This is a genomic window from Nonomuraea sp. NPDC050786, from assembly GCF_040654115.1.
Lineage (GTDB): Bacteria > Actinomycetota > Actinomycetes > Streptosporangiales > Streptosporangiaceae > Nonomuraea.
Genome location: NZ_JBFAHJ010000025.1, coordinates 159,934 through 179,852, shown reverse-complemented (window position 1 = coordinate 179,852; position 19,919 = coordinate 159,934). Strand labels below are relative to the sequence as shown.

General features: G+C 71.3%; 20 protein-coding genes. 11 read left to right on the top strand and 9 right to left on the bottom strand.

The window, feature by feature from the left end; translation table 11 throughout:
* The first annotated feature begins 32 nt into the window (after positions 1 to 32).
* Entirely contained in the window at positions 33 to 1,526 is a 1,494-nt protein-coding gene (locus AB0H84_RS36620; protein ID WP_357614900.1) for a TldD/PmbA family protein, read from the top strand.
* Complete coding sequence (locus tag AB0H84_RS36615; protein ID WP_357614897.1) at positions 1,523 to 2,893, top strand: metallopeptidase TldD-related protein; 1,371 nt, start codon at positions 1,523 to 1,525, stop codon at positions 2,891 to 2,893. The genes AB0H84_RS36620 and AB0H84_RS36615 overlap by 4 nt, the downstream gene beginning before the upstream one ends.
* 264 nt (positions 2,894 to 3,157) lie before the next feature.
* On the opposite strand, the gene AB0H84_RS36610 is transcribed toward AB0H84_RS36615, so the two are convergent.
* Complete coding sequence (locus AB0H84_RS36610; RefSeq protein WP_344995469.1) at positions 3,158 to 3,370, bottom strand: dodecin; 213 nt, start codon at positions 3,368 to 3,370, stop codon at positions 3,158 to 3,160.
* Positions 3,371 to 3,495: 125 nt separating this feature from the next.
* On the opposite strand from AB0H84_RS36610, the gene AB0H84_RS36605 reads away from it, so the two are divergent.
* Complete coding sequence (locus AB0H84_RS36605; RefSeq protein WP_357614894.1) at positions 3,496 to 3,783, top strand: DUF3099 domain-containing protein; 288 nt, start codon at positions 3,496 to 3,498, stop codon at positions 3,781 to 3,783.
* A 314-nt stretch (positions 3,784 to 4,097) separates the two neighbouring features.
* Here the strand turns inward: AB0H84_RS36605 and AB0H84_RS36600 are convergent, their stop codons facing one another.
* The 4 genes from AB0H84_RS36600 to AB0H84_RS36585 form a co-directional block, all read right to left on the bottom strand.
* Positions 4,098 to 4,916, bottom strand: a complete 819-nt coding sequence (locus tag AB0H84_RS36600) for an NTP transferase domain-containing protein (protein WP_357614891.1) — start codon at positions 4,914 to 4,916, stop codon at positions 4,098 to 4,100.
* Positions 4,917 to 4,920: 4 nt separating this feature from the next.
* Positions 4,921 to 5,910 carry a GTP 3',8-cyclase MoaA gene (gene moaA / locus AB0H84_RS36595; RefSeq protein ID WP_357614888.1) on the bottom strand — a complete coding sequence of 330 codons (990 nt, stop codon included), beginning with the start codon at positions 5,908 to 5,910 and terminating at the stop codon, positions 4,921 to 4,923.
* A 129-nt stretch (positions 5,911 to 6,039) separates the two neighbouring features.
* Positions 6,040 to 6,648, bottom strand: coding sequence for a trimeric intracellular cation channel family protein (locus tag AB0H84_RS36590; RefSeq protein ID WP_357614885.1), 609 nt, complete (start codon positions 6,646 to 6,648; stop codon positions 6,040 to 6,042).
* An 11-nt stretch (positions 6,649 to 6,659) separates the two neighbouring features.
* Complete coding sequence (locus AB0H84_RS36585; protein ID WP_357614882.1) at positions 6,660 to 8,129, bottom strand: oligopeptide:H+ symporter; 1,470 nt, start codon at positions 8,127 to 8,129, stop codon at positions 6,660 to 6,662.
* A 140-nt stretch (positions 8,130 to 8,269) separates the two neighbouring features.
* Here AB0H84_RS36585 and AB0H84_RS36580 point away from each other — a divergent pair, with 140 nt between their 5' ends.
* The 3 genes from AB0H84_RS36580 to AB0H84_RS36570 all read left to right on the top strand — a co-directional run bounded on the left by AB0H84_RS36580 (position 8,270) and on the right by AB0H84_RS36570 (position 11,726).
* Positions 8,270 to 10,141: an AMP-dependent synthetase/ligase gene (locus AB0H84_RS36580; RefSeq protein ID WP_357614879.1), complete on the top strand. Its 1,872-nt coding sequence runs from the start codon at positions 8,270 to 8,272 to the stop codon at positions 10,139 to 10,141.
* Between the two features lie 70 nt (positions 10,142 to 10,211).
* Positions 10,212 to 11,078 carry a hypothetical protein gene (locus tag AB0H84_RS36575; protein WP_357614877.1) on the top strand — a complete coding sequence of 289 codons (867 nt, stop codon included), beginning with the start codon at positions 10,212 to 10,214 and terminating at the stop codon, positions 11,076 to 11,078.
* 150 nt (positions 11,079 to 11,228) lie between these two features.
* Positions 11,229 to 11,726, top strand: a complete 498-nt coding sequence (locus AB0H84_RS36570; protein ID WP_357614874.1) for a hypothetical protein — start codon at positions 11,229 to 11,231, stop codon at positions 11,724 to 11,726.
* Between the two features lie 51 nt (positions 11,727 to 11,777).
* On the opposite strand, the gene AB0H84_RS36565 is transcribed toward AB0H84_RS36570, so the two are convergent.
* Positions 11,778 to 12,422 carry an NAD(P)H-binding protein gene (locus tag AB0H84_RS36565; protein ID WP_357614872.1) on the bottom strand — a complete coding sequence of 215 codons (645 nt, stop codon included), beginning with the start codon at positions 12,420 to 12,422 and terminating at the stop codon, positions 11,778 to 11,780.
* Positions 12,423 to 12,532: 110 nt separating this feature from the next.
* Here AB0H84_RS36565 and AB0H84_RS36560 point away from each other — a divergent pair, with 110 nt between their 5' ends.
* Positions 12,533 to 12,901 carry a helix-turn-helix domain-containing protein gene (locus AB0H84_RS36560; RefSeq protein WP_357614869.1) on the top strand — a complete coding sequence of 123 codons (369 nt, stop codon included), beginning with the start codon at positions 12,533 to 12,535 and terminating at the stop codon, positions 12,899 to 12,901.
* 25 nt (positions 12,902 to 12,926) lie between these two features.
* Here the strand turns inward: AB0H84_RS36560 and AB0H84_RS36555 are convergent, their stop codons facing one another.
* Positions 12,927 to 14,357: a PLP-dependent aminotransferase family protein gene (locus tag AB0H84_RS36555; RefSeq protein ID WP_357614866.1), complete on the bottom strand. Its 1,431-nt coding sequence runs from the start codon at positions 14,355 to 14,357 to the stop codon at positions 12,927 to 12,929.
* 66 nt (positions 14,358 to 14,423) lie between these two features.
* Here AB0H84_RS36555 and AB0H84_RS36550 point away from each other — a divergent pair, with 66 nt between their 5' ends.
* Complete coding sequence (locus AB0H84_RS36550) at positions 14,424 to 15,026, top strand: hypothetical protein (protein ID WP_357614862.1); 603 nt, start codon at positions 14,424 to 14,426, stop codon at positions 15,024 to 15,026.
* Positions 15,027 to 15,104: 78 nt separating this feature from the next.
* Positions 15,105 to 16,859 carry a glycoside hydrolase family 15 protein gene (locus tag AB0H84_RS36545; protein ID WP_357614859.1) on the top strand — a complete coding sequence of 585 codons (1,755 nt, stop codon included), beginning with the start codon at positions 15,105 to 15,107 and terminating at the stop codon, positions 16,857 to 16,859.
* A gap of 12 nt (positions 16,860 to 16,871) precedes the next feature.
* Here AB0H84_RS36545 and AB0H84_RS36540 read toward each other — a convergent pair whose 3' ends face one another.
* Both AB0H84_RS36540 and AB0H84_RS36535 read right to left on the bottom strand, forming a co-directional pair.
* Positions 16,872 to 17,822 carry a lytic transglycosylase domain-containing protein gene (locus tag AB0H84_RS36540; RefSeq protein WP_357614856.1) on the bottom strand — a complete coding sequence of 317 codons (951 nt, stop codon included), beginning with the start codon at positions 17,820 to 17,822 and terminating at the stop codon, positions 16,872 to 16,874.
* 146 nt (positions 17,823 to 17,968) lie between these two features.
* Positions 17,969 to 18,760 (bottom strand): helix-turn-helix transcriptional regulator, encoded by a 792-nt coding sequence (locus AB0H84_RS36535; RefSeq protein WP_357614853.1) that lies wholly within the window; start codon positions 18,758 to 18,760, stop codon positions 17,969 to 17,971.
* 91 nt (positions 18,761 to 18,851) lie between these two features.
* Between AB0H84_RS36535 and AB0H84_RS36530 the strand changes: the two genes are divergently transcribed.
* Positions 18,852 to 19,658, top strand: coding sequence for a phytanoyl-CoA dioxygenase family protein (locus AB0H84_RS36530; protein WP_357614850.1), 807 nt, complete (start codon positions 18,852 to 18,854; stop codon positions 19,656 to 19,658).
* Positions 19,655 to 19,915: a hypothetical protein gene (locus AB0H84_RS36525; protein ID WP_357614847.1), complete on the top strand. Its 261-nt coding sequence runs from the start codon at positions 19,655 to 19,657 to the stop codon at positions 19,913 to 19,915. The genes AB0H84_RS36530 and AB0H84_RS36525 overlap by 4 nt, the downstream gene beginning before the upstream one ends.
* Positions 19,916 to 19,919 lie beyond the last annotated feature (4 nt).

Here is a 19,919-nt window from a genome sequence, read left to right as displayed (position 1 = left end):
TGGCACAAGATCACAGGGTTAGGATCGTGGACATGCGCCAGATCGATCCCGACTTCCTGGAGCTGCCGCTGCGGCAGCTCGCGGACGCCGCTCTGCAACGCGCCCGCGACCTCGGCGCCGAGCACGCCGACTTCCGCCTCGAACGCGTCAGAGCCGAGACACTCAGCCTCTATGATGCCCGGCTCGAAGGCGCCATGGACGCCGACGATCTGGGCTACGCCGTGCGTGTCGTCAAGGGCGGCACGTGGGGGTTCGCCGCGGGCATCCATCTGACGCCGGAGGCGGCCGCGACGGTCGCCGAGCAGGCGGTGCGGGTGGCCGAGGTGAGCGCCCCGATCAACAGGGAGCCCATCGAGCTGGCCCCCGAGCCGGTGCACGCCGACGCGGTGTGGGTGTCCTCGTACGACGTGGACCCGTTCGAGGTGGCCTCGGCCGACAAGGTGAGCCTGCTGGCCGACTGGTCGGCCGGGCTGATGAAGGGCGCCGACCACGTGTCGGCGCGGCTGCTCCAGGTCAAGGAGCAGAAGTTCTACGCCGACACGGCCGGCACCGTCACCACGCAGCAGCGGGTGCGGGTGCATCCCAAGCTCAATGCCATGAAGGCCCACGAGAGCGGCTTCGACGACATGTCCACGCTCGCCCCGCCGGTCGGGCGCGGGTACGAATACCTGACGGGCACGGGCTGGGACTGGCAGGCCGAGCTCGCCAGGCTGCCCGAGCTGCTGGCGGAGAAGCTCGCGGCGCCCTCGGTCGAGGCGGGCGACTACGACCTGGTCATCGACCCGTCCAACCTGTGGCTGACGATCCACGAGTCGATCGGCCACGCCACCGAGCTGGACCGGGCGCTGGGCTACGAGGCGGCGTACGCGGGCACCAGTTTCGCCACGTTCGACCAGCTCGGCGAGCTGGTGTACGGCTCGCCGGTGATGAACGTGACCGGCGACAGGACGGTCACGCACGGCCTGTCCACGATCGGCTACGACGACGAGGGCGTGCAGGGGCAGAGCTTCGACATCGTCAAGGACGGCATCCTGGTCGGCTACCAGCTCGACCGGCGGATGGCGCTGATGAAGGGGCTCGGGCGCTCCAACGGCTGCGCGTTCGCCGACTCGCCGGGTCACATGCCGATCCAGCGCATGGCCAACGTGTCGCTGGCCGCGGCGCCCGGCGGCCCTTCGACCGACGAGCTGATCGCGGGCGTGGAGCGCGGCATCTACATCGTCGGCGACAAGAGCTGGTCGATCGACATGCAGCGCTACAACTTCCAGTTCACGGGGCAGCGGGCGTACCGGATCTCCCACGGGAAGCTGGCCGGGCAGGTCAGGGACTTCGCCTACCAGGCGACCACGACGGACTTCTGGTGGTCGATGGAGGCGGTGGGCGGCCCCGAGACGTACGTGCTCGGCGGCGCGTTCAACTGCGGCAAGGGCCAGCCGGGCCAGGTCGCGCCGGTCAGCCACGGCTGCCCCTCGGCGCTCTTCAGGGGCGTGCGGATCCTCAACACCGTTCAGGAGGGCGGGAAGTGACGCCTCAGGAAATGGTCGAGAAGGCTCTCGAGCTCTCGGCCAACGACGACTGCGTGGTGCTCGTGGACGAGGGCTCCACGGCCAACCTGCGCTTCGCGGGCAACACGCTCACCACCAACGGCGTCGCCCGCTCCTCGCGGGTGACCGTGATCTCGATCGCGGGCGGGAGCGCCGGGGTCGTGTCGCGGTCGGTCGTACGCGACGAGCAACTCGCGGACGTGGTGGCGGCCGCCGACGCGGCCGCGCGGGACGCCCAGCCGGCCGAGGACGCCCGCCCGCTCGTCGAGGGCGTGCCGGAGTCGCCCCACTGGGACTCCTCCGTCGAGCCGACCGACATCGGGGTGTTCGAGGGGTTCGCCCCGGCACTCGGCGAGGCGTTCGCGGCGGCCGAGGCGGGCGGCAGGAAGCTGTACGGCTTCGCGGAGCACTCGCTGAACTCGGCGTTCCTCGGCACGTCCACGGGCCTGCGGCTGCGCCATGACCAGCCGACCGGCCGCCTGGAGCTCAACGCCAAGTCGGCCGACCTCAAGCGCTCGGCGTGGACGGGCGTGTCCACGCAGGACTTCACCGATGTGGACGTGGCGGCGCTGGACGCCTCGCTGGCGCAGCGGCTGGAGTGGGCCAAGACCCGGGTTGACCTCCCGGCGGGGCGTTACGAGACGCTGCTGCCGCCCAGCGCGGTCGCCGACCTGATGATCTACCTGTTCTGGTCGGCGGGGGCGCGGGACGCCCTCGACGGGCGTTCGGTGTTCTCCAAGCCCGGCGGGGGCACGCGGGTGGGCGAACAGCTGGCCACGCTCCCCGTCACGCTGTCGAGCGATCCGGGGGCGGCGGGCATCGCGTGCGCGCCGTTCGTGAGGGCGCACGCCTCCAGCAGGGAGAGCTCGGTGTTCGACAACGGGCTGCCGCTGGGGCCGACCGACTGGATCAAGGACGGCACGCTGGAGGCGCTGCTGCAGACCCGCTACTCGGCGGAGCTGAGCGGGCTGCGGGTGACGCCGGGGATCGACAACCTGATCATGTCGGGGCCCTCCGGCGGCGGCTCGCTGGAGGACATGATCGCCTCCACGCGGCACGGGCTGCTGGTCACCTGCCTGTGGTACATCCGCGAGGTCGATCCCCAGACGCTGCTGGTGACCGGGCTGACCCGCGACGGGGTGTACCTGGTCGAGCACGGTGAGGTCGTGGGCGAGGTGAACAACTTCCGCTTCAACGAGAGCCCGGTGGACCTGCTCGGACGGCTCAGCGAGGTGGGGGCGGCCGAGCGCACGCTGCCGCGGGAGTGGAACGACTACTTCCAGCGCACCGTCATGCCGCCGGTCCGGGTGCCGGACTTCAACATGTCGACGGTCAGCCAGGCCAGCTGACCGTCTCCGTCCGCCCGCCCGTGCCCATCGGCTCGGGCGGGCGTTCCGTGTCCGCCCGCACGCCGGCCGGGCGTCCCCCGGCGCCGCCCAAGGCCTGTGTGCGGCTCCAAGGCCGGTGTACGGCTCCAAGGCCGGTGTACGGCCCCAAGGCCTCCAGGGCCGCACACAGGGCCAGGACGGCGCACAGCACCAGGACGGCGCACAGGCCGCACATGCCGCACAGGCGGCGGAGGCCGCGGGAAGGCTCAGCCCCGGGCGGCGCGGTCAGGCGTCCTCGAGGCGGAAGCCCACCTTCATGCCGACCTGGAAGTGCGCGACCTCCCCCGCGTCGATATAGCCGCGGATCTCCGTCACCTCGAACCAGTCGAGGTGACGCAGCGTCTGCGAGGCCCGCTTGATGCCGTTGCGGATGGCCTCGTCGACGCTCTCCCCGGACGTGCCAACGATCTCCGTGACGCGGTACGTACGATCCGTCATCTCCACATCCTCCTTACTCGAGGGCCATGATCGCATGACCCCGCCCTCGCGCCAGGGTGCTGTCGCGCCCTCCCCTCTCGGGGTCTACCGTGGAAGATATGAAGGGGTGGCGTAGGAGACCAGTCGTGCACCACGTCACGGACGCCAAGCCGTCCCTGACGGCCGACATCCACAAGCGTGAGATCGGCTACCTCGTCAAGATGGGCATCCGGACGATCTGCCTGATCCTGGCCGTCGTGGTGCCGGTGCCGTGGCCGTACCGGCTGCTCTTCATCGCCGGGGCCGTCTTTTTGCCATACATAGCCGTAATCGGGGCCAATGAGAGGGGCAAGGGTGCCCCTCCGCCTACCTTTCACTCGCCTGAAGCTAACCAAACCGAGATACCGCTGCATCGACGCGAGATCGGGTCGTGACTAAGTCTTGACGCATCCCATGGGTTGTAGGTGTACGCTTTAGCCAAGCGCTCCGGTCCCCCGTCGGAGTGCTGGTGCCGGCGTTCCGGGCCCCCGTCGGAACGCCGATGACGCGACGCCGGGTGGTTTGCCCCCGTAACCACCCGGCGTCGCCTTTTCCCCGGCAAGCTCATTGATCAACATGACGGCCGCCGGGATCATCGGATCATCCGATAGGACCGCTTTCCCGAAATCGTTTTCACTCCCTCCCGCCTCCTAATTCACAGGAAATCCTCAGGGAGGAGGGAGCTTGACTTCAAGAGTTCGTTCGAGTCTCAGCTGTCTGTCAACGTCTCGGCGGTGGCCTGTCCCCAGTTCTTCGCCAATGTGATCAGTTTCGCCACGGCGTCGTCGGGGGCGGTGCCGGCGCCCTGGGCCAGGCCCAGCAGGTACGCCGTCAGGGGCGCGGCCGGTCTGGCCACGCCGTGGGCGACCTCCTTGGTGAGGTCGAGAATCAGGTCGCGGTCCACGCGGGCGGGGTCGATGCCCAGCTCCCGGCAGGCCAGGACGGTCCATTCGTTGAGCACGTTCATGCGAGCCTCCTCCAGATCGTCCATTGTGTCGCAGTCGAACCAGGGCCTACCGGGCAGCGCCAGCCGGACGGCGACCAGCGGGCCGAGCAGCCCCTTGAGCGAACGCCCCTGGTAAGCGGCGAGGGCCGTCTTGAGCGGGGCCGCCGGCCACGCCCCGGCCAGCCACTGCTCCCGGCCGCCGTCGTCCACCATGACGACCCCGCGGGGCGTCTGAGCGCCCGACGCGGCCGCCAGCAGGGCGGTCACGTGGGCGCCGGTCATGAACGGCAGGTCGCCCGCCAGGAGCACCACCCACGGCGCGGCGACCTGGTCGAGCCCGGCGGCCAGGGCGGCGACGGGGCCGCTCCTGGGCGGGTCCTCGCGGGCGAACACCACACCGGGGATCGGGCGCTCGGGGCCGACCACGACCGTCGTGCCCGCGCCGGACACGGCCGCCACCACGTGCTCGACCAGGGATCTGCCGCCCACCCTGAGGCCGGGCTTGTCGGCCCCGCCCAGCCGGCGCGCCTCTCCCCCGGCCAGGATCACCGCGTCGAAGGGCACCCGTTCGGGCCCGGCCATGGCGCTAGCCGCCGATGGCGGACATCGGCCGGGACGGCTGCAGGAAGGACGGGTCGTCGATGCCGTGTCCGGCGCGCTTGCGCGCGACGGCGGCGATCCACCGCGCGGCCAGTTCGTCGTCGGACGCCCCGTCGCGCATGGCGCTCTTCAGGTCGGACTCCTCCGTGGCGAACAGGCAGTTGCGCACCTGGCCGTCGGCGGTGAGGCGGACCCGGTCGCAGGAGCCGCAGAACGGCCGCGTCACCGACCCGATCACCCCGACCTTGGCGGGGCCCCCGCCCACGAGGAACCGCTCGGCCGGCGCGCTGCCGCGCTCCTCCAGGTCGTCGGCCGTGAGATCGAAGGCCGCCGACAGCCGCTCGAGGATCTCGTCGGCGGTGACCATGCCCTCGCGGCTCCAGCCGTGCTGGGCGTCGAGCGGCATCTGCTCGATGAAGCGCAGCTCGTATCCCTGCTCCAGGCACCACCGCAGCAGCGGCACCGCCTCGTGGTCGTTGACGTCGCGCATGAGGACCGCGTTCACCTTGACGGGGCGCAGGCCGGCCTCGGCCGCGGCGGCGAGCCCGGCGATCACGTCGGCGTGCCGGTCGCGGTGGGCGAGCCGCTTGAACGTCGCGGGGTCGAGCGTGTCGAGCGAGACGTTGACCCGGTCGAGCCCGGCGGCGGCCAGCGGCCCGGCGAGCCGGGCCAGCCCGATGCCGTTGGTGGTCAGCGAGACCTGCGGCCTGGGGGTCAGGGCGGTCGTGCGGGCGACGATGTCGACCAGCTCGCGACGGATGAGGGGCTCGCCGCCGGTGTAGCGCACCTCGGTGATGCCCAGGCGTTCGACGCCGATCGTCACGAGGCGGACGATCTCGTCGGCGGTGAGCAGTTGCGCGTTGGGCAGCCAGTCGAGCCCTTCGGGCGGCATGCAGTACGTGCAGCGCAGGTTGCACTTGTCCGTGAGGGACACCCGCAGATCCGTCGCCACCCGTCCGAACGAGTCTCGCAACACGGGGCGTCACCTCCTCTTCGTTCGCCAGAGGGCCAAGACTACGACGCCGGCCCGGCGGCTCCCAAAATCGCCCTTCTCCGCATGAGCAACGCATCGGCCCCTAGATCGATTCCACGCGTCCGGTGTCCGTCACTCGCCGGTGCCCCTGGCCAGCGGGGCGCGCCACTTGCGGCGCATGGCCCCGACCCGCAGCCCGAACGCCAGCACCGCCGCCGCCAGCGTGGCCGGCCACCCGTGCAGCCCGTAGGACGACAGCGCCGCCATCACCCCCGCCCCCAGCAGGGCGGGCACCGCGTAGAACTGCCGGTCGTAGAGAAGGGTGGGGATCTCCCCGACCAGCATGTCGCGCAGCATGCCGCCGCCCACGCCCGTCACCGCCCCGAGCAGTGCGGCGTGCAGCGGGCTGAGGCCGTACTCCAGGGCCTTCTGCGTCCCCACGGCGCTGAACAGACCCAGCCCCGCCGCGTCCAGCACGAGGATGACCGGCATCCCCCGGGCCACGTGCGGGTGCCAGAAGAAGACGATCACCGTCGCGACCACCGGCACCAGCACGTATCCGAGGCTCTGGAAGGCGGCGGGCCGGACGTTGAGTATCAGGTCGCGGACGATGCCGCCGCCCAGGGCGGTCATCTCGGCCAGCACCGCCATCCCGACCACGTCGAGCCGCTTGCGCACCCCCATGAGCGCACCCGTCAGGGCGAAGACGAAGATGCCGACAAGATCGAGAAGCTCAGTCACACTGGAAATCTTTATCGCATCGCGGGTTCGTGGTGCTCGGCCATCATCACGCGCAGCTGCCGCGTGAACATGAACAGCGCGAGGCCCGCCACGACCGCCATCGACGCCAGCACCAGGTAGTACGCCGGGTCGGAGAGCACGCGGCCGAGCCGCCCCGTCTGGCCGCCGATCGCGTCGCCGACCGAGAACGCGATGAACCAGACCCCGAGCATCTGGCTCTTGAACGCCTCGGGCGCCAGCTTCGTCGTCACCGACAGCCCGACCGGGCTCAGCGACAGCTCGCCGAAGACCTGGATCAGGTAGACGAGCACCAGCCACCACACCGACACCCGGCCGCCGCCGGCCAGAGCGGCCGCGACGGCCATGACCACGAAGCTCACCCCGATCGTGACCAGCGCGAACGCGAACTTCTGCGGGGTGCTCACCCGCGTCCCGAGCCGCACCCACAGCGCCGCGAACACCGGCACGAAGATCATGATGAAGAGCGGGTTGAACGCCTGCGTGGTGGCCGGCGTGATCTGGACGCCGAACAGCGTCAGATCGGTGTGGTCCCGCGCGAAGAAGAGCAGCTTGCTCGGCGCCAGGTCGTAGATCATCCAGAAGATGGACGCGGCCGCGAACAGCCAGATGTACGCCTTCATCCGGATCCGTTCGTCCTCGGTGAGGTCATGGCTGCCGAGCATGATGTAGGCGAAGTACCCCACGGTCACGAGCACGATGACCACGGTGATCGCCACGGTGAGCCGGTCGATCGTGAGCGTGCCGGTCGCCGCCCAGGCGGCCAGGGCGATCACCGGCCCCCCCACGCCGAGGGCCACCAGGCGGCCGAGCCGGCCGTGCTCCACGTGTGCCGGTGGCTCGCCGATGCCCCGCAGGCCGCGGCCGCCCCGTACGTACTGGATGAGACCGAGCGCCATCCCGACGGCGGCGGCGCTGAAGGCCAGGTGCCACCGGTCGCCGCCGGCCAGCCAGCCGACCACGATGGGCGCGAAGAAGGCGCCCAGGTTGATGCTGAGGTAGAAGAGCGAGAATCCGGCGTCCCTGCGCCCGTCGTCCTCCTCCGGGTAGAGCCTGCCGACCATGACGGACAGGTTCGGCTTGAGCAGGCCGGTGCCGCTGATGATCAGCAGCAGGCCGAGCCAGATGAAGAGCGGCGAGGTCACGGGCACGGCCATGCTGACGTGCCCCAGCAGGATGAGGCACCCGCCCAGGAACACCGACCGGCGCGCACCCAGGATCCGGTCCGCGATCCAGCCGCCGGGCAGCGCGACCAGGTAGATGAGCGCCCCGTAGACGCCGACGACGGCCTGCGCGGTCTCGTCGGGCAGGCCGAGGCCCTGCTGGGCGGGCGAGGCCGCCATGAACGTGGCGAGGATCGCCCGCAGCCCGTACCAGCTGAACCGCTCCCACATTTCGGTGCCGAACAGTGTGGCCAGGGCCCGCGGGTGCCCAAAGAACGTTTTCTCCTGCTTTTCCCGCATTCGCCCCCCTTGTACGAATTTGGTGGGATTACTGTACGTGATAGACGCAGGTATTGCCTCACGAACTCTTGCCGCCCCCGGACTGGTGTGGTGCGATGCAGGCCACTCACGCAAGTGAACACTGACTGGAGGCGGGTGCCATGGCCGAAGTCCTCGAAGTCCGGGCCGAGATCGAGCGCGAGATCGCCGGCCGTACCGTCTGCGGGCAGCTCAGGCACGCCGCCGAGCGATACCCGGACGCGCCCGCCTACTCCGACCCCGACGGGGACGGCTGGGCCACGCTGACCTACGCGCAGGCCTGCCGGCGGGTCCTGGAGATCGCCGCGGGGTTCGCCGCGCTGGGGCTGCAGCCCGGCGAGTCGGTGGCGCTGATGATGGTCAACCGGAGCGAACACGTGCTCGCCGACCTGGGCGCGGTGCACGCGGGCGGCGTGGGCTGCACGGTCTACTCGACGTTCGCGCCCGAGCAGATCGCGTTCGTGGCAGGGGACGTGGGCGCCAGGTACGCCGTGCTGGGCGGCCCCGCCGAGCTGGCCCGCTGGCAGCCGGTGCTGGACCGCCTCGACGGCCTCCGCAAGATCATCATGCTGGAGGGGACGCCCGACGGCGAGCGGTTCATGTCCTGGCAGGACTTCCTGGAGCTGGGCCGCGCCCGGCTGGCCGTGGACCCGAACGAGGTCGAGGCCCGCTGGCGCGCGGTCACCTCCGACGACGTGGTCACCGTCCTCTACACCTCCGGCACGACCGGCATGCCCAAAGGCGTGCCACTCACCCACGCGAACGTCTTCTACGAGGTCGCCGCCACCGACCGCATCACCGAGCTGCCCCTGCTGGGCACGCAGGTCTCCTATCTCACCTACGCGCACATCGCCGAGCGGATCCTCAGCCTGTACGTGCCCCTGGTCAAGGTCTCCCACGTGCACTTCTGCACCGACCTGGCGAATCTGGGCAGCACGCTGGGCCAGGTCAGGCCGATGATGTTCTTCGGGGTGCCGCGGGTGTGGGAGAAGATGGCGGCCCGCCTGCTCGCCGTGCTCGCCACCCAGCCGGAGGAGCAGCAGGCCGCCGTGCGCCGGGCCATGGCGGCGGGCGCCGCGTACGTGGAGGCGGGCCAGCACGGCCGGACGGTCACCCCCGAGATCCAGGCCGCCTACGACGAGGCCGACGCCTCGCTGCTGTCGGTCATCCGGGGCATGATCGGCTTCGACCGCGCCCGGTGGACCGCCACCGGCGCCGCGCCGCTGCCCGCGGAGGTGCAGCACTTCTTCGCCGGGCTCGGGCTCAAGGTCATCGACGTGTACGGCATGACGGAGACGACCGGCGCGTTCACCGGCAACAGCCCCTCCTGCTACCGCCTGGGCACGGTCGGCAGGGCCGAGCCGGGCGTCGAGGTCCGCATCGCCGAGGACGGCGAGATCCTCACCCGCAGCCCGCTCAACACCCGCGGCTACCTCAACCGCACCGATGCCACCGCCGAGCTGGTCGACGCCGACGGCTGGCTGCACACCGGCGACATCGGCACGGTCGACGAGGACGGCTTCTACCGGGTGATCGACCGCAAGAAGGAGCTGATCATCACCTCCGGCGGCGAGAACATCTCCCCGGCCGAGATCGAGAACCACCTCAAGGAGCACATGCTCATCGGCCAGGCCCTCGCGTACGGCGACAACCGGCCGCACCCGGTGGCCGTGCTGACGCTGGACGGGGAGGTGGCACCGGGCTGGGCGCAGGCGCGCGGCATCGCCTTCACCTCGCTCGCGGAGCTCGCCGAGCACCCGGAGGTGCTCAAGGAGGTGGAGGCCGCGGTCGAGGCCGCCAACGCCAAGCTGGCCAGGGTGCAGCAGGTGAAGCGGTGGGCCCTGCTGGGCGCCGAGTGGACGGCCGAGACGGAGGAGCTCACCCCGAGCCTGAAGCTCAAGAGGCGGGTCGTCCACGCCAAGTACGCCGACATCATCGAAGGTCTGTACGGCGGGCCGCGGCCGGCGGACCCCATGGCCGGCGAAGGCGGCTGATCACGGCTTTGCCATTGGTGGCGTGTGTCGAGGTCCTGGTCATTACCGGGTGCTTCCTACCGTCTCGATCATGATCAAAAGCCTTCTTCTCGCCTCGCTCGCGGCGGGGCCGTTCTCCATGCCCGCGTCCCCGCCCGAGGCCGAGCTCGCCATCCGGTCCATCACGGTGCGTCCCGAGGAGCCCGTGGTGGGGGCCTACGACTCCATCCGCCTGGTGATCGACGTGGTCGCCAAGGGGGCGAGGGGCAAGGACGGCGTCACCGTGAAGGTCGAGCCCGGTGCCCCGCCCGGCCCGGTTCTCGCCGACAAGGTGACCGAGGAGGCGACCCGCCGCCCGCAGGAACCATCCCCGGCCCCGAGCCCGCCCGCGGCCCCCGAGCCGAGCGTGGAGGTCACGCCCGCCCCTGACGCGGGGGCGGCGAGACTCGCCCCTTCGCGGCCGCTGTGGCAGGCCATGGGCCCCGTCCAGGCACCACGCGCGAACGACGGCTGGGAGACCTGGCGTTTCCTGCCCGACAAGCGGCTCAACCGCTACTACCCGACCGGCACCTGGACGATCACCGCCACCGCCAAGGGCGCGCACGGCGCCACGGTCACCGAGTACGCCTCGTTCCAGTTGAGGCGCGCCACCAGGATCACGTCGGTGACGGCCGAGGAGGCCGGGCGCTCCGGCGCGGTACGCCTGAGCGGCTCGCTGCGGCGGGTGGACCCGCGCGGCTACACCGGGTACGGCCCGTTCGCCAAGCAGCCGCTGGAGATCCTGTGGCGCCTCGACGACTCCTCACCCTGGGAGAAGGCGGGACAGACGACGACGGACGCCTCCGGGGCCTTCGAGACGACGGTCACGGGCCGCACGGGCGGCTTCTGGCGCGTCCGCTACCTCGGAACAGGACACTACGCCCCAGATATCTCTAAGTCTCAACAAATTACGCAATAGCCGAAAATAGTCCCTGGTGTGGCCTAAAACCGCCGTTGCTGAATCGTGATCAACTTTATCGCAACTTTTCCTTACCCTTACGCGTCATTGGCGATGACGTGCCCCGTCTCGGGGCCGCGTCTCAGACGGGGAAGGAAATTCGATTTGAAGATGCGACGCCTAGCCGCCGGCCTGGCGGCTGCCGCCCTGGGCGCGACGATGGTGGCCACCGCCGCCTCGCCGGCGCTCGCGGACCCGGGCCTGGACACCGGCCTGGACCCGGATGTCGCGGGCTACACCAGCCTGCAGTTCGACGCGAACCCCGAGCCCGCATGGCGGGGCCGGCCCATCGACCTCGAGGGCAAGCTCTCCGTGCAGTGTGACGAGGACTACATCAACGGCCTCGTCTCGGTCCACCACGCCGACAACTGCAATGACGAGGAGCGCTGGCACCGGCTGTCCTGGAAGCGGATCGTGATCCTCTTCCGGCCCGACGGCAGCGGCCGCTGGCAGTACGTGGACACCGTCAGGACCAGCAGCAGCGGCTACTTCTCGACGAGCGTGACCGCTCGCACGTCCGGCACGTTCCGGGCGGTCTTCGAGGGCTCCCGCTGGCTCTCCCCCTCGGAGGGCAAGGACTGGGTGCGGGTCATCGGCTACCGCCGCTGACCGCCCTGAGCAACGCCCGGCCGGCTCTCCGGCCGGGCGTTGCCCATGTCTTCAGTACGAGACGGCGACCTGGACGCGGTGGTGCCCCGGCCGCTCCACCTCGTCCACCACCGCCACCGCCAGGTCGGCGAACGACAGCGGCGGCTCCAGCGCCGGCACCTGACCGCCGCCGATCCGGTAACGCCCCGTCCTGGCCGCCGAGTCGTCGAGGAACACGGGCGGCGGCGCGAGCACCACCCAGTCGAGCTCCGACGCCTCGAACACCTCCAGCTCCGCCGCGTGCCCCAGCGAGAACGCCCGGTGGTCGGCCGGGAAGTCCGGCGTGTCCACGAGCCGGACCCCCGGCGAGACCTCCAGCAGGGTGCCGATCCCCAGCGCCACCAGCCGGGACACCCCGGCACGGGCCAGCCCGCCCGTCAGGGCCCGGGCCGCGGCCGTGTAGAACTCCGCCGACGGCACGTCCATCCGGGTCGCCGCCTGAACGGCCGCGTCGTGCCCCGCGGCCGCCCCCGCCACGCCGTCGAGGTCGGTGACGTCCCCGGCGACCACCCGTACCCCGGCTCCGGCGAGCGCCGGGTACTTCGCGGGATCCCGCACCACGGCCGTCACCTCGTGCCCCCGCCCGGCCGCCTCCGCGACCACCCGCCTCCCGGCCCGCCCGCCGGCGCCGAAAACCACGATCTTGCTCACTCTCATCACGCTCCCGCCGCGTGCCCGGGCTCTCCGGGCCACGCGCCGACGGTAAAGGGCGAGATGTCGCTTTCCGCAACGATAGTCACCTCCGGCACACCGCTTACGATGTGTGAATGGCCGAGCCTCTCGATCCGGACATGTTCGCCGGGTGCCCGCCGGTAGTCGCGCCGATCCGCGTCGGCGACAAGTGGACCGCGAAGATCATCCGCTGCCTGGAGTCGGCCCCGCGGCGCTTCACCGAGCTCCAGGCGGTGCTGCGCGGCATCACCCCGAAGGTGCTCACCGAGTCGCTGCGCGCCATGGAGCGCGACGGCCTGCTCACGCGCACCGCGTACGAGGAGATCCCGCCGCGCGTCGAGTACGAGCTGACCGAGCTCGGCCGCAGCCTCATCGAGCCCATGAACGCGGGCTGCGAGTGGTCGAGACGGCATCTGGCCGAGCTGATGCACGCCCGGGAGACGTGGTACGAGGCCGCGCGGTAGGCGGGTGAGCCGGCGGACAGCCCCCTCACACCATCGCGATGAGCGCCTCCGACGGGTGCGGGACGCCGGTGGGGCCGTGGTCGCGGGCGGCGCGGATGCGGGTGACCACGTCGGCGAGCACCTGGGGCGGCTGGGTGTAGGGCAGCCGGAGGTAGTTCTCCAGGGTGCCCTCCAGGCCGAACCACGGGCCGGGTGCGAGTCGTACCCCGTGATGGGCCGCCGCCTCCGCGAGCGGGGTGGCGCCGAGGCCGTCCAGGCGCACCCACAGGGTGCCTCCGCCGCGCGGCACCGTGAACGTCCACTCGGGCAGCTGCTCGCGCAGGCCCGACACCAGCGCGTCGCGTGAGGCGCGCAGGGTGCGGCGGCGCTCGGCGCGGGTCTCCTCCAGCCGGTCGAACAGCCGCGCCACCACGAGCTGCTCCAGCACCGGGCTGGCGATGTCCACGGCGGCGCGGAACATGGCCAGCCGGCGCGCGAGGGCCGCCGTGGTGCGTACCCAGCCGATGCGCAACCCGCCCCACCACAGCTTGGAGGCCGAGCCGACGCTGATCACGCGGCTGTCGGTATCGAAGGCCGCCGTCGGCGACGTGCGCGGCACCTCGTCCAGCGCCAGCTCCATCCACGTCTCGTCCACGAGCAGCACCGTGCCGGCGCGCCGGGCCGCGCCCACGACGGCGGCGCGGGTGGCGTCGTCCATGAGGGCGCCCGTCGGGTTCTGGAAGTCGGGCATGAGGTACGCGAGCCGCGCCCCCGACTGGCGCATGGCCCCGGACACCAGGTCGGCCTGCCAGCCCTCGTGCGAGATGCCCACGGGGACGATCCTGGCGCCGCGCTGGCGGGCCACGTCGACGGCGTGCGGGTAGGTCGGCGACTCCACGAGCACCGGGTCTCCCGCGCCGACGAGCAGGCCGAGCACGAGCTGGATGGCGTGCTGGGAGCCGGTCGTGACGAGGATCTGCTCCGGCCTGGTGGCCAGGCCCCTGGCGGTGTAGCGGGCGGCGATGCGCTCCCGCAGGACCGGCAGGCCCCTGGGGTCGTAGCCGTTGCCCATGCCGTACCTGGGCACGTCCTCCACCGCCTCCAGCATCACCTCCCGCAGGATGGTCGGTGCGGGCGGGGCGGCGCTCTGGATCTCGATGAGGCCGTCGCCGTCGGTGCCGAGCCACGGGTTGTCCGCCGTGGTGGCCGGGTCGGGCAGGGCCGTCCAGCTGCCTGAGCCCTGGCGGCTCTCCAGGTAGCCGCGCTCGCGCAGCAGGTCGTAGGCCGAGGTGACGGTGGTGCGGCTGACCTTGAGGGTCTCGGCCAGGTGGCGTTCGGCGGGCATGCGTACGCGTACCGGGATCTGGCCGTCCATGATGCGGGCGCGCACGCCGTCGGCGAGCGCGCGGTAGTACGGCCGCGCCGCCGGGTCGATCTGGACGAGCCGCGCCACCTGGGCCGCCGACAAATGCCGCATAATGAGGCCACTTTTCAGGATTGGCCCTGTTTTGGCAAGTCAGCGGGATGCCACTGTGGGGCCACTATGAGCGAAACGACCGTCCCCAGGATCAGCCCCCTCCCCGCCCGTCTCGTCCGGTTGTACGGCGGGCTCGCGCTGTACGGCGCCGGCATCGGCCTCCAGGTGGAGTCCGGGCTGGGGAACGACCCGTGGGACGTGTTCCACCAGGGCCTGGGTGTCCGGACCGGGCTGTCCATCGGGACCGTCATCATCGGGATCGGCGCGCTGGTGATGCTGCTGTGGATCCCGCTGAAGCAGCGGCCCGGGCTGGGCACCGTCAGCAACGTCCTCTTCCTGGGCCTGTTCGCGGACGCCGCGATCTTCCTGCTGCCCACGCCGTCGCACCTCGCGCTGCAGGGCCTGTACGTGGTGCTCGGCGTGGTCTCCATCGCCCTGGCCACGGTGCTGTACATCGGCGCCGGGATGGGGCCGGGCCCGCGTGACGGCATCATGACCGGGCTGGTGCGGCTCGGCCTGTCGGTGCGGCTGGCACGCTTCCTCATCGAGGTCACCGTCCTGGCCGCCGGGTGGCTGCTCGGCGGCACCGTGGGCGTGGGAACCCTGGTGTTCGCGCTGGCCATCGGCCCGCTGACCCAGCTGTTCACCCGCTGGTTCCCCTTGACGTGACCCCGTGGCCGGGACGGACATGACGCGACATGATCGGCCCCGGTCACGGGATCACCCATGCGCGAGTAACGTCAAGGCATGCGGATCGAGGATTACGCCCTGATCGGAGACATGCAGTCCGCGGCGCTGGTCGGCAGAGACGGATCCATCGACTGGCTCTGCCTGCCCAGGTTCGACTCGCCGTCGTGCTTCGCGGCGCTGCTCGGCAGCGAGCGCAACGGCCACTGGTGGCTCGGGCCCACGGGCCGGCGCCCCGCCACGCGGCGCCGTTACCGTCCCGACACGCTCATCCTGGAGAGCGAGTGGGACACGCCGACCGGCACGGTCCGCGTGGTCGACTTCATGCCGCCGCGCGACCGCAACCCCGACGTCGTGCGCATCGTCGAGGGCGTCTCCGGGAGCGTGGAGGTCTCCACGCAGCTCAGGGTGCGCTTCGACTACGGCCGGATCGTGCCGTGGGTGCGCCGCAGCAACGGCCACCTGCAGGCCGTCGGCGGGCCCGACTCGGTGTGGCTGCACTCCCCCGTGCCGCTGAAGGGCGGCGACTACGCGCACCGGGCCACCTTCACGGTGAAGGAGGGCGAGCGGGTGTCCTTCGTCTTCACGTGGCACCCATCGCACGAGCCCATGCCGACGCAGATCGACGCCGACACGCAACTCGCCGAGAGCGAGGCCATGTGGTCGGAGTGGGTGAGCCGATGCACGTACGAGGGGCCGTACCGCGAGGCCGTGGTCCGGTCGCTGATCACGCTGAAGGGCCTGACCTACTCCCCGACCGGCGGCATCGTCGCCGCGCCCACCACGTCCCTGCCCGAGGACCTGGGCGGGGTGCGCAACTGGGACTACCGGTTCTGCTGGCTGCGGGACGCCACCATGACGCTCGACGCGCTGATCAGCTCCGGCTACCTGGAGGAGGCCGCTGACTGGCGCTCGTGGCTGCTGCGGACCATCGCCGGGCGCCCCCAGGACCTGCAGATCATGTACGGGGTCGCGGGCGAGCGCCGCCTGCCGGAGCTCCACCTGGACTGGCTCGACGGCTACGAGGACTCCCGGCCGGTGCGGATCGGCAACGAGGCGGTCAGGCAGCTCCAGCTCGACGTGTACGGGGAGGTGATGAACTGCCTCTACGTCTCGCGCACCCGCGGCCTGTCCGCCGACGACCGGGCGTGGACCATCCAGCGGCAACTCCTCGACTACGTGGCCGAGCACTGGGACGAGCCGGACGAGGGGCTGTGGGAGGTGCGCGGGCCGCGCCGGCACTTCGTGCACTCCAAGGTGATGTGCTGGGCGGCGATGGACCGGGCGGTCAAGTACGTCGAGCGGTTCGGGCGGACCGGGCCGGTGGAGCAGTGGCGGACGCTGCGGGACACCATTCACGACGAGATCTGCGCGAAGGGGTTCGACGCGCGGCGCAACACCTTCACCCAGTCGTACGGGTCGTCCGAGCTGGACGCGGCGCTGCTGATGATGCCCGTCGTCGGTTTCCTGCCGGTCGACGACCCCCGGATGGCGGGGACCGTCGCGGCCATCGAGAAGGAGCTCATGTCGGACGGGTTCGTGCTGCGCTACCCGATGGCGGCCGACAACGACGTGGACGGCCTGACGGGCGGGGAGGGGGCCTTCCTCGCGTGCAGTTTCTGGCTGGTCGAGGTGATGGCGATGCAGGGCCGCAAGGAGGAGGCCAAGGACCTGTTCGAGCGGCTGCTGGCGCTACGCAACGACGTGGGGCTGCTGTCCGAGGAGTACGACCCCCGCTACGGCCGCCTGGTCGGCAACTTCCCGCAGGCGTTCAGCCACGTGCCGCTGATCCACGCCGCCCGCGCGCTGTCGTAGCGTCCGGGCGGGTCACGGGCCGGTGAGGCGGCGCTCGCCGGCCGTGGTGATCACGAACACCTGCCAGTTGAAGTACGCATAGTAGTTGCGCGGGTCCCGCTTCATCTGGCGGGCGTGCAGGAGGATCGCGTTCACGTACGCCTGGGACGGGTTGTACGCGTGCAGCGCCCGGCGGTAGTCGCGCGGGGCGCCCGACGCGCGCAGGTAGTTGGCGGCGCCCATGACGGCGTCGCGCGGATCCCGCACGTCGCCGCCCATGCCGTACGCCTTCCAGGTCCCGGGCATGAACTGCATGGGGCCCTGGGCGCCGACATAGCTGTTGGAACGCACCCGGCCGAACTTCGTCTCCGCGAACATCACCGCCGCCAGCACCTCCCACTCCACGCCGAACCGGCGCTCGGCCTTCTTGAAGTAGCCGAGCAGCTCGGCGGCGGGCCGCGGCTCCTGCACCTTGAACGTGGCCGACGGCTTGATGGGGTGGGCCAGGGCGAGCAGCTCTCGGATGGCGGCCGTGTTGTCCTTGGCCTCGGCGGCCAGGGCGGCCGGCAGGCGGGCGAAGGCCTGGGAGGCGAGCTTGGGGTGGCGGGCGGCGTAGCGGTAGAGGCGCTGCTCGTGCAGGGCCAGGAGCTCGACATCGCGAGGGGCCTTGCCGGTCTTGGGCCAGGCGTCGATGGCGGCGTCGAGCGCGGCGCTGTTCCGCTTCAGCGCGGCGGCCAGGCGGGCGGCGTCCTGGGGGATCGGCTCGTCGGGGGCGGGGAGCGTCTCACTCGCCTGCTGGGTGCCCGGCGTGGCGGTGGGTGTGGACGCGGGCGGGGTCGAGGCCGCCAGGGGCTGCCGGGCCGCTCCCGACGGCTGGGCCGGCGCGCCGCAGGCGGCCGCGCCGAGGAGGGCCGCGAGCGCCACCGCGCCCACGGCGCGGGTCGTGCGGGCGGGTCGGGGCGGGATGTCCTGGCGTTCCTCCATGGTCGGCCAACCTACCCGGTCCGGCGGCCTGCTCTCACGTCACGGCGGTCACTTGCGTACCTCGCGTCGGCCGATCGCGACGGGGCTTCCCGGCTTTCGTACCGCGCGTCGCCGGTCGCGACGGGACTTCCCGGCCTGCCGGAGGCTCAGGACGGGCCGGACGCTGGAGGTCGGGAGCCGGGCCTGCCCGCGCGCAGGGCCCGGGGCGAGGCGCCCAGCTCGCGGCGGCACACCTTGTTGAACGCCTGCAGGTCCGGGATCCCCACCGCGGCCGCTATCGCGGGGATCGCGAGGGTCGAGTCGCGCAGCAGATGCAGCGCGCGGGACATCCTCCTGCGGCGGATGTAGGCCACCACGGTCAGTCCCGTCTGGGCGCGGAACAACCGGGTGAGGTGGTTGTGCGACACCCCGGCCGCGCGGGCGATGCCGGGGACGGTCAGCGGCGCGGCGAGGTCCGCGTCGATGTGCTCCATGGCGGCCGCCACGACGGCGTGCGCGCTGCCGGCCACGGGCAGGTTCGCCACCCGCCACAGCACCGTCCACACCTCCGCCGAGGCCCGCGCCCTGGTGTCGGGGACGGCCGCGATGGCCTGCCGCAGCGAGGCGGCGATGAGCGGCGCCTGGTCCCCGGCGTCCCGCATGACCGCGACGACCCGCCGCTCGTCCGCGCCGGGCAGCCTGAAGTGCGCGTACAGGTGCTCGGACCTGCCCTGGTAGTGGTAGTGCACCTCCGCGCCGGGCGGGATCAGGCTCACGTGGCCGGGCTTGATCGCGTGCGTGGTGCCTTCGAGCACCAGTTCGGCGGCGTACCCGTACAGATGGAGCTGCCAGAGGTCGGGCAGCCGGAACACGTCGTGCGGGCTGACCACACCGTGCACGCTCACCCCGGCCCCCGCCACCGCGGGCGGCTCGGAGAGCGCGATCTCCACCTGCCGCACAGAGCTCTGTCTACACCAGCGAAGGAAAATGAACCAGTAGTTGATGATTACAACCCACGACATGGCTGATGTCCGGTTCTAACTTCGAGGCATGCGAACCACTTTGCTGACGTCCGTACAGGTCGCCGGATTCGTGGCCGCCGGTTACCTGCGGCTCGACGGGGTCGTCCCGGACGAGCTCAACGACCAGGCGATCGACGTGCTCGAGGCGGGCATCCCCCGCTCGCCCTACGGAACCCCGGTCGCCAAGGCCTTCCCCGAGGGGTCGTTCGCCCGGCGGCTGATCGAGCTGCCCGCCGTCGCGGGCGCCCTGCGCTCGCTCGTCGGCCCCGACCCGACCGTCGACCACCACGCCGTGCACGTACGCGAGCCGCGCGAGGGCCACGCGCAGCCGCTGCACGCCGACGCCATCATCGACACCCGCATGGACGCGTTCGACGTGCAGCTCATGTACTACCCGCGCGAGGTGAGCGCGGACATGGGCGGCACGCTGGTGGTGCCGGGCAGCCACCTGCGCCGGATCAACGAGAGCGACACCGGCCGCTACCAGAACCTGCGCGGCCAGACCCGGCTGACCTGCCCGGCCGGGACCGTGATGCTGCTCCACCACGGCATCTGGCACGGCGGGCGGCGCAACGACAGCGACGTGCGGCGCTACATGTTCAAGATCCGCTTCAACCCCACCGTGCCGCAGGTGCGGCTCTGGGACGTCTCCGACCTGGACGACCCCGCCGTCACGGTCGAGCTCGATCGGCGTTTCCCCTGGTACGAGCACGCGACCGGGCGGCTGGAGGTGCACAACCGGGTGCGGTTGTGGCGGGCCATGACGGGCGATGCCTCGTTCGATGTCGAGTACTGGAACACGCGCGTGAACAACCGCCCCGGGAGGGTCGCATGAAGCAGCAGGTGCTCGTTCTCTACCTGGCCACCTCCGCGCTCGACGCTCCCGTGGTGGGCTGGTCGCGCTACGACGGCACCGGGCGTACCGACCCGACGGCGGGCGACGGCGACGAGCCGCCGTACGAGACGGGGGTGGAGGCGCTGCGGGACGGATGGCGGCTGTTCCAGGCGTCTCAGCTCATCCCGCCGTATCCCGGACACGAATACGACACGTCGTTCCTGAAGCACGAGTTCTTCTTCGAGAAGCTGTCGTAAAACC

Coding starts and splice junctions, on each gene's coding strand:
- AB0H84_RS36550 (WP_357614862.1), top strand. CDS start 14,424: ATGAGCGAAACGACCGTCCCCAGGATCAGCCCCCTCCCCGCCCGTCTC.
- AB0H84_RS36570 (WP_357614874.1), top strand. CDS start 11,229: ATGCGACGCCTAGCCGCCGGCCTGGCGGCTGCCGCCCTGGGCGCGACG.
- AB0H84_RS36555 (WP_357614866.1), bottom strand. CDS start 14,357: ATGCGGCATTTGTCGGCGGCCCAGGTGGCGCGGCTCGTCCAGATCGAC.
- AB0H84_RS36565 (WP_357614872.1), bottom strand. CDS start 12,422: ATGAGAGTGAGCAAGATCGTGGTTTTCGGCGCCGGCGGGCGGGCCGGG.
- AB0H84_RS36540 (WP_357614856.1), bottom strand. CDS start 17,822: ATGGAGGAACGCCAGGACATCCCGCCCCGACCCGCCCGCACGACCCGC.
- AB0H84_RS36585 (WP_357614882.1), bottom strand. CDS start 8,129: ATGCGGGAAAAGCAGGAGAAAACGTTCTTTGGGCACCCGCGGGCCCTG.
- AB0H84_RS36560 (WP_357614869.1), top strand. CDS start 12,533: ATGGCCGAGCCTCTCGATCCGGACATGTTCGCCGGGTGCCCGCCGGTA.
- AB0H84_RS36580 (WP_357614879.1), top strand. CDS start 8,270: ATGGCCGAAGTCCTCGAAGTCCGGGCCGAGATCGAGCGCGAGATCGCC.
- AB0H84_RS36610 (WP_344995469.1), bottom strand. CDS start 3,370: ATGACGGATCGTACGTACCGCGTCACGGAGATCGTTGGCACGTCCGGG.
- AB0H84_RS36575 (WP_357614877.1), top strand. CDS start 10,212: ATGATCAAAAGCCTTCTTCTCGCCTCGCTCGCGGCGGGGCCGTTCTCC.
- AB0H84_RS36525 (WP_357614847.1), top strand. CDS start 19,655: ATGAAGCAGCAGGTGCTCGTTCTCTACCTGGCCACCTCCGCGCTCGAC.
- AB0H84_RS36545 (WP_357614859.1), top strand. CDS start 15,105: ATGCGGATCGAGGATTACGCCCTGATCGGAGACATGCAGTCCGCGGCG.
- AB0H84_RS36530 (WP_357614850.1), top strand. CDS start 18,852: ATGCGAACCACTTTGCTGACGTCCGTACAGGTCGCCGGATTCGTGGCC.
- AB0H84_RS36620 (WP_357614900.1), top strand. CDS start 33: ATGCGCCAGATCGATCCCGACTTCCTGGAGCTGCCGCTGCGGCAGCTC.
- AB0H84_RS36600 (WP_357614891.1), bottom strand. CDS start 4,916: ATGGCCGGGCCCGAACGGGTGCCCTTCGACGCGGTGATCCTGGCCGGG.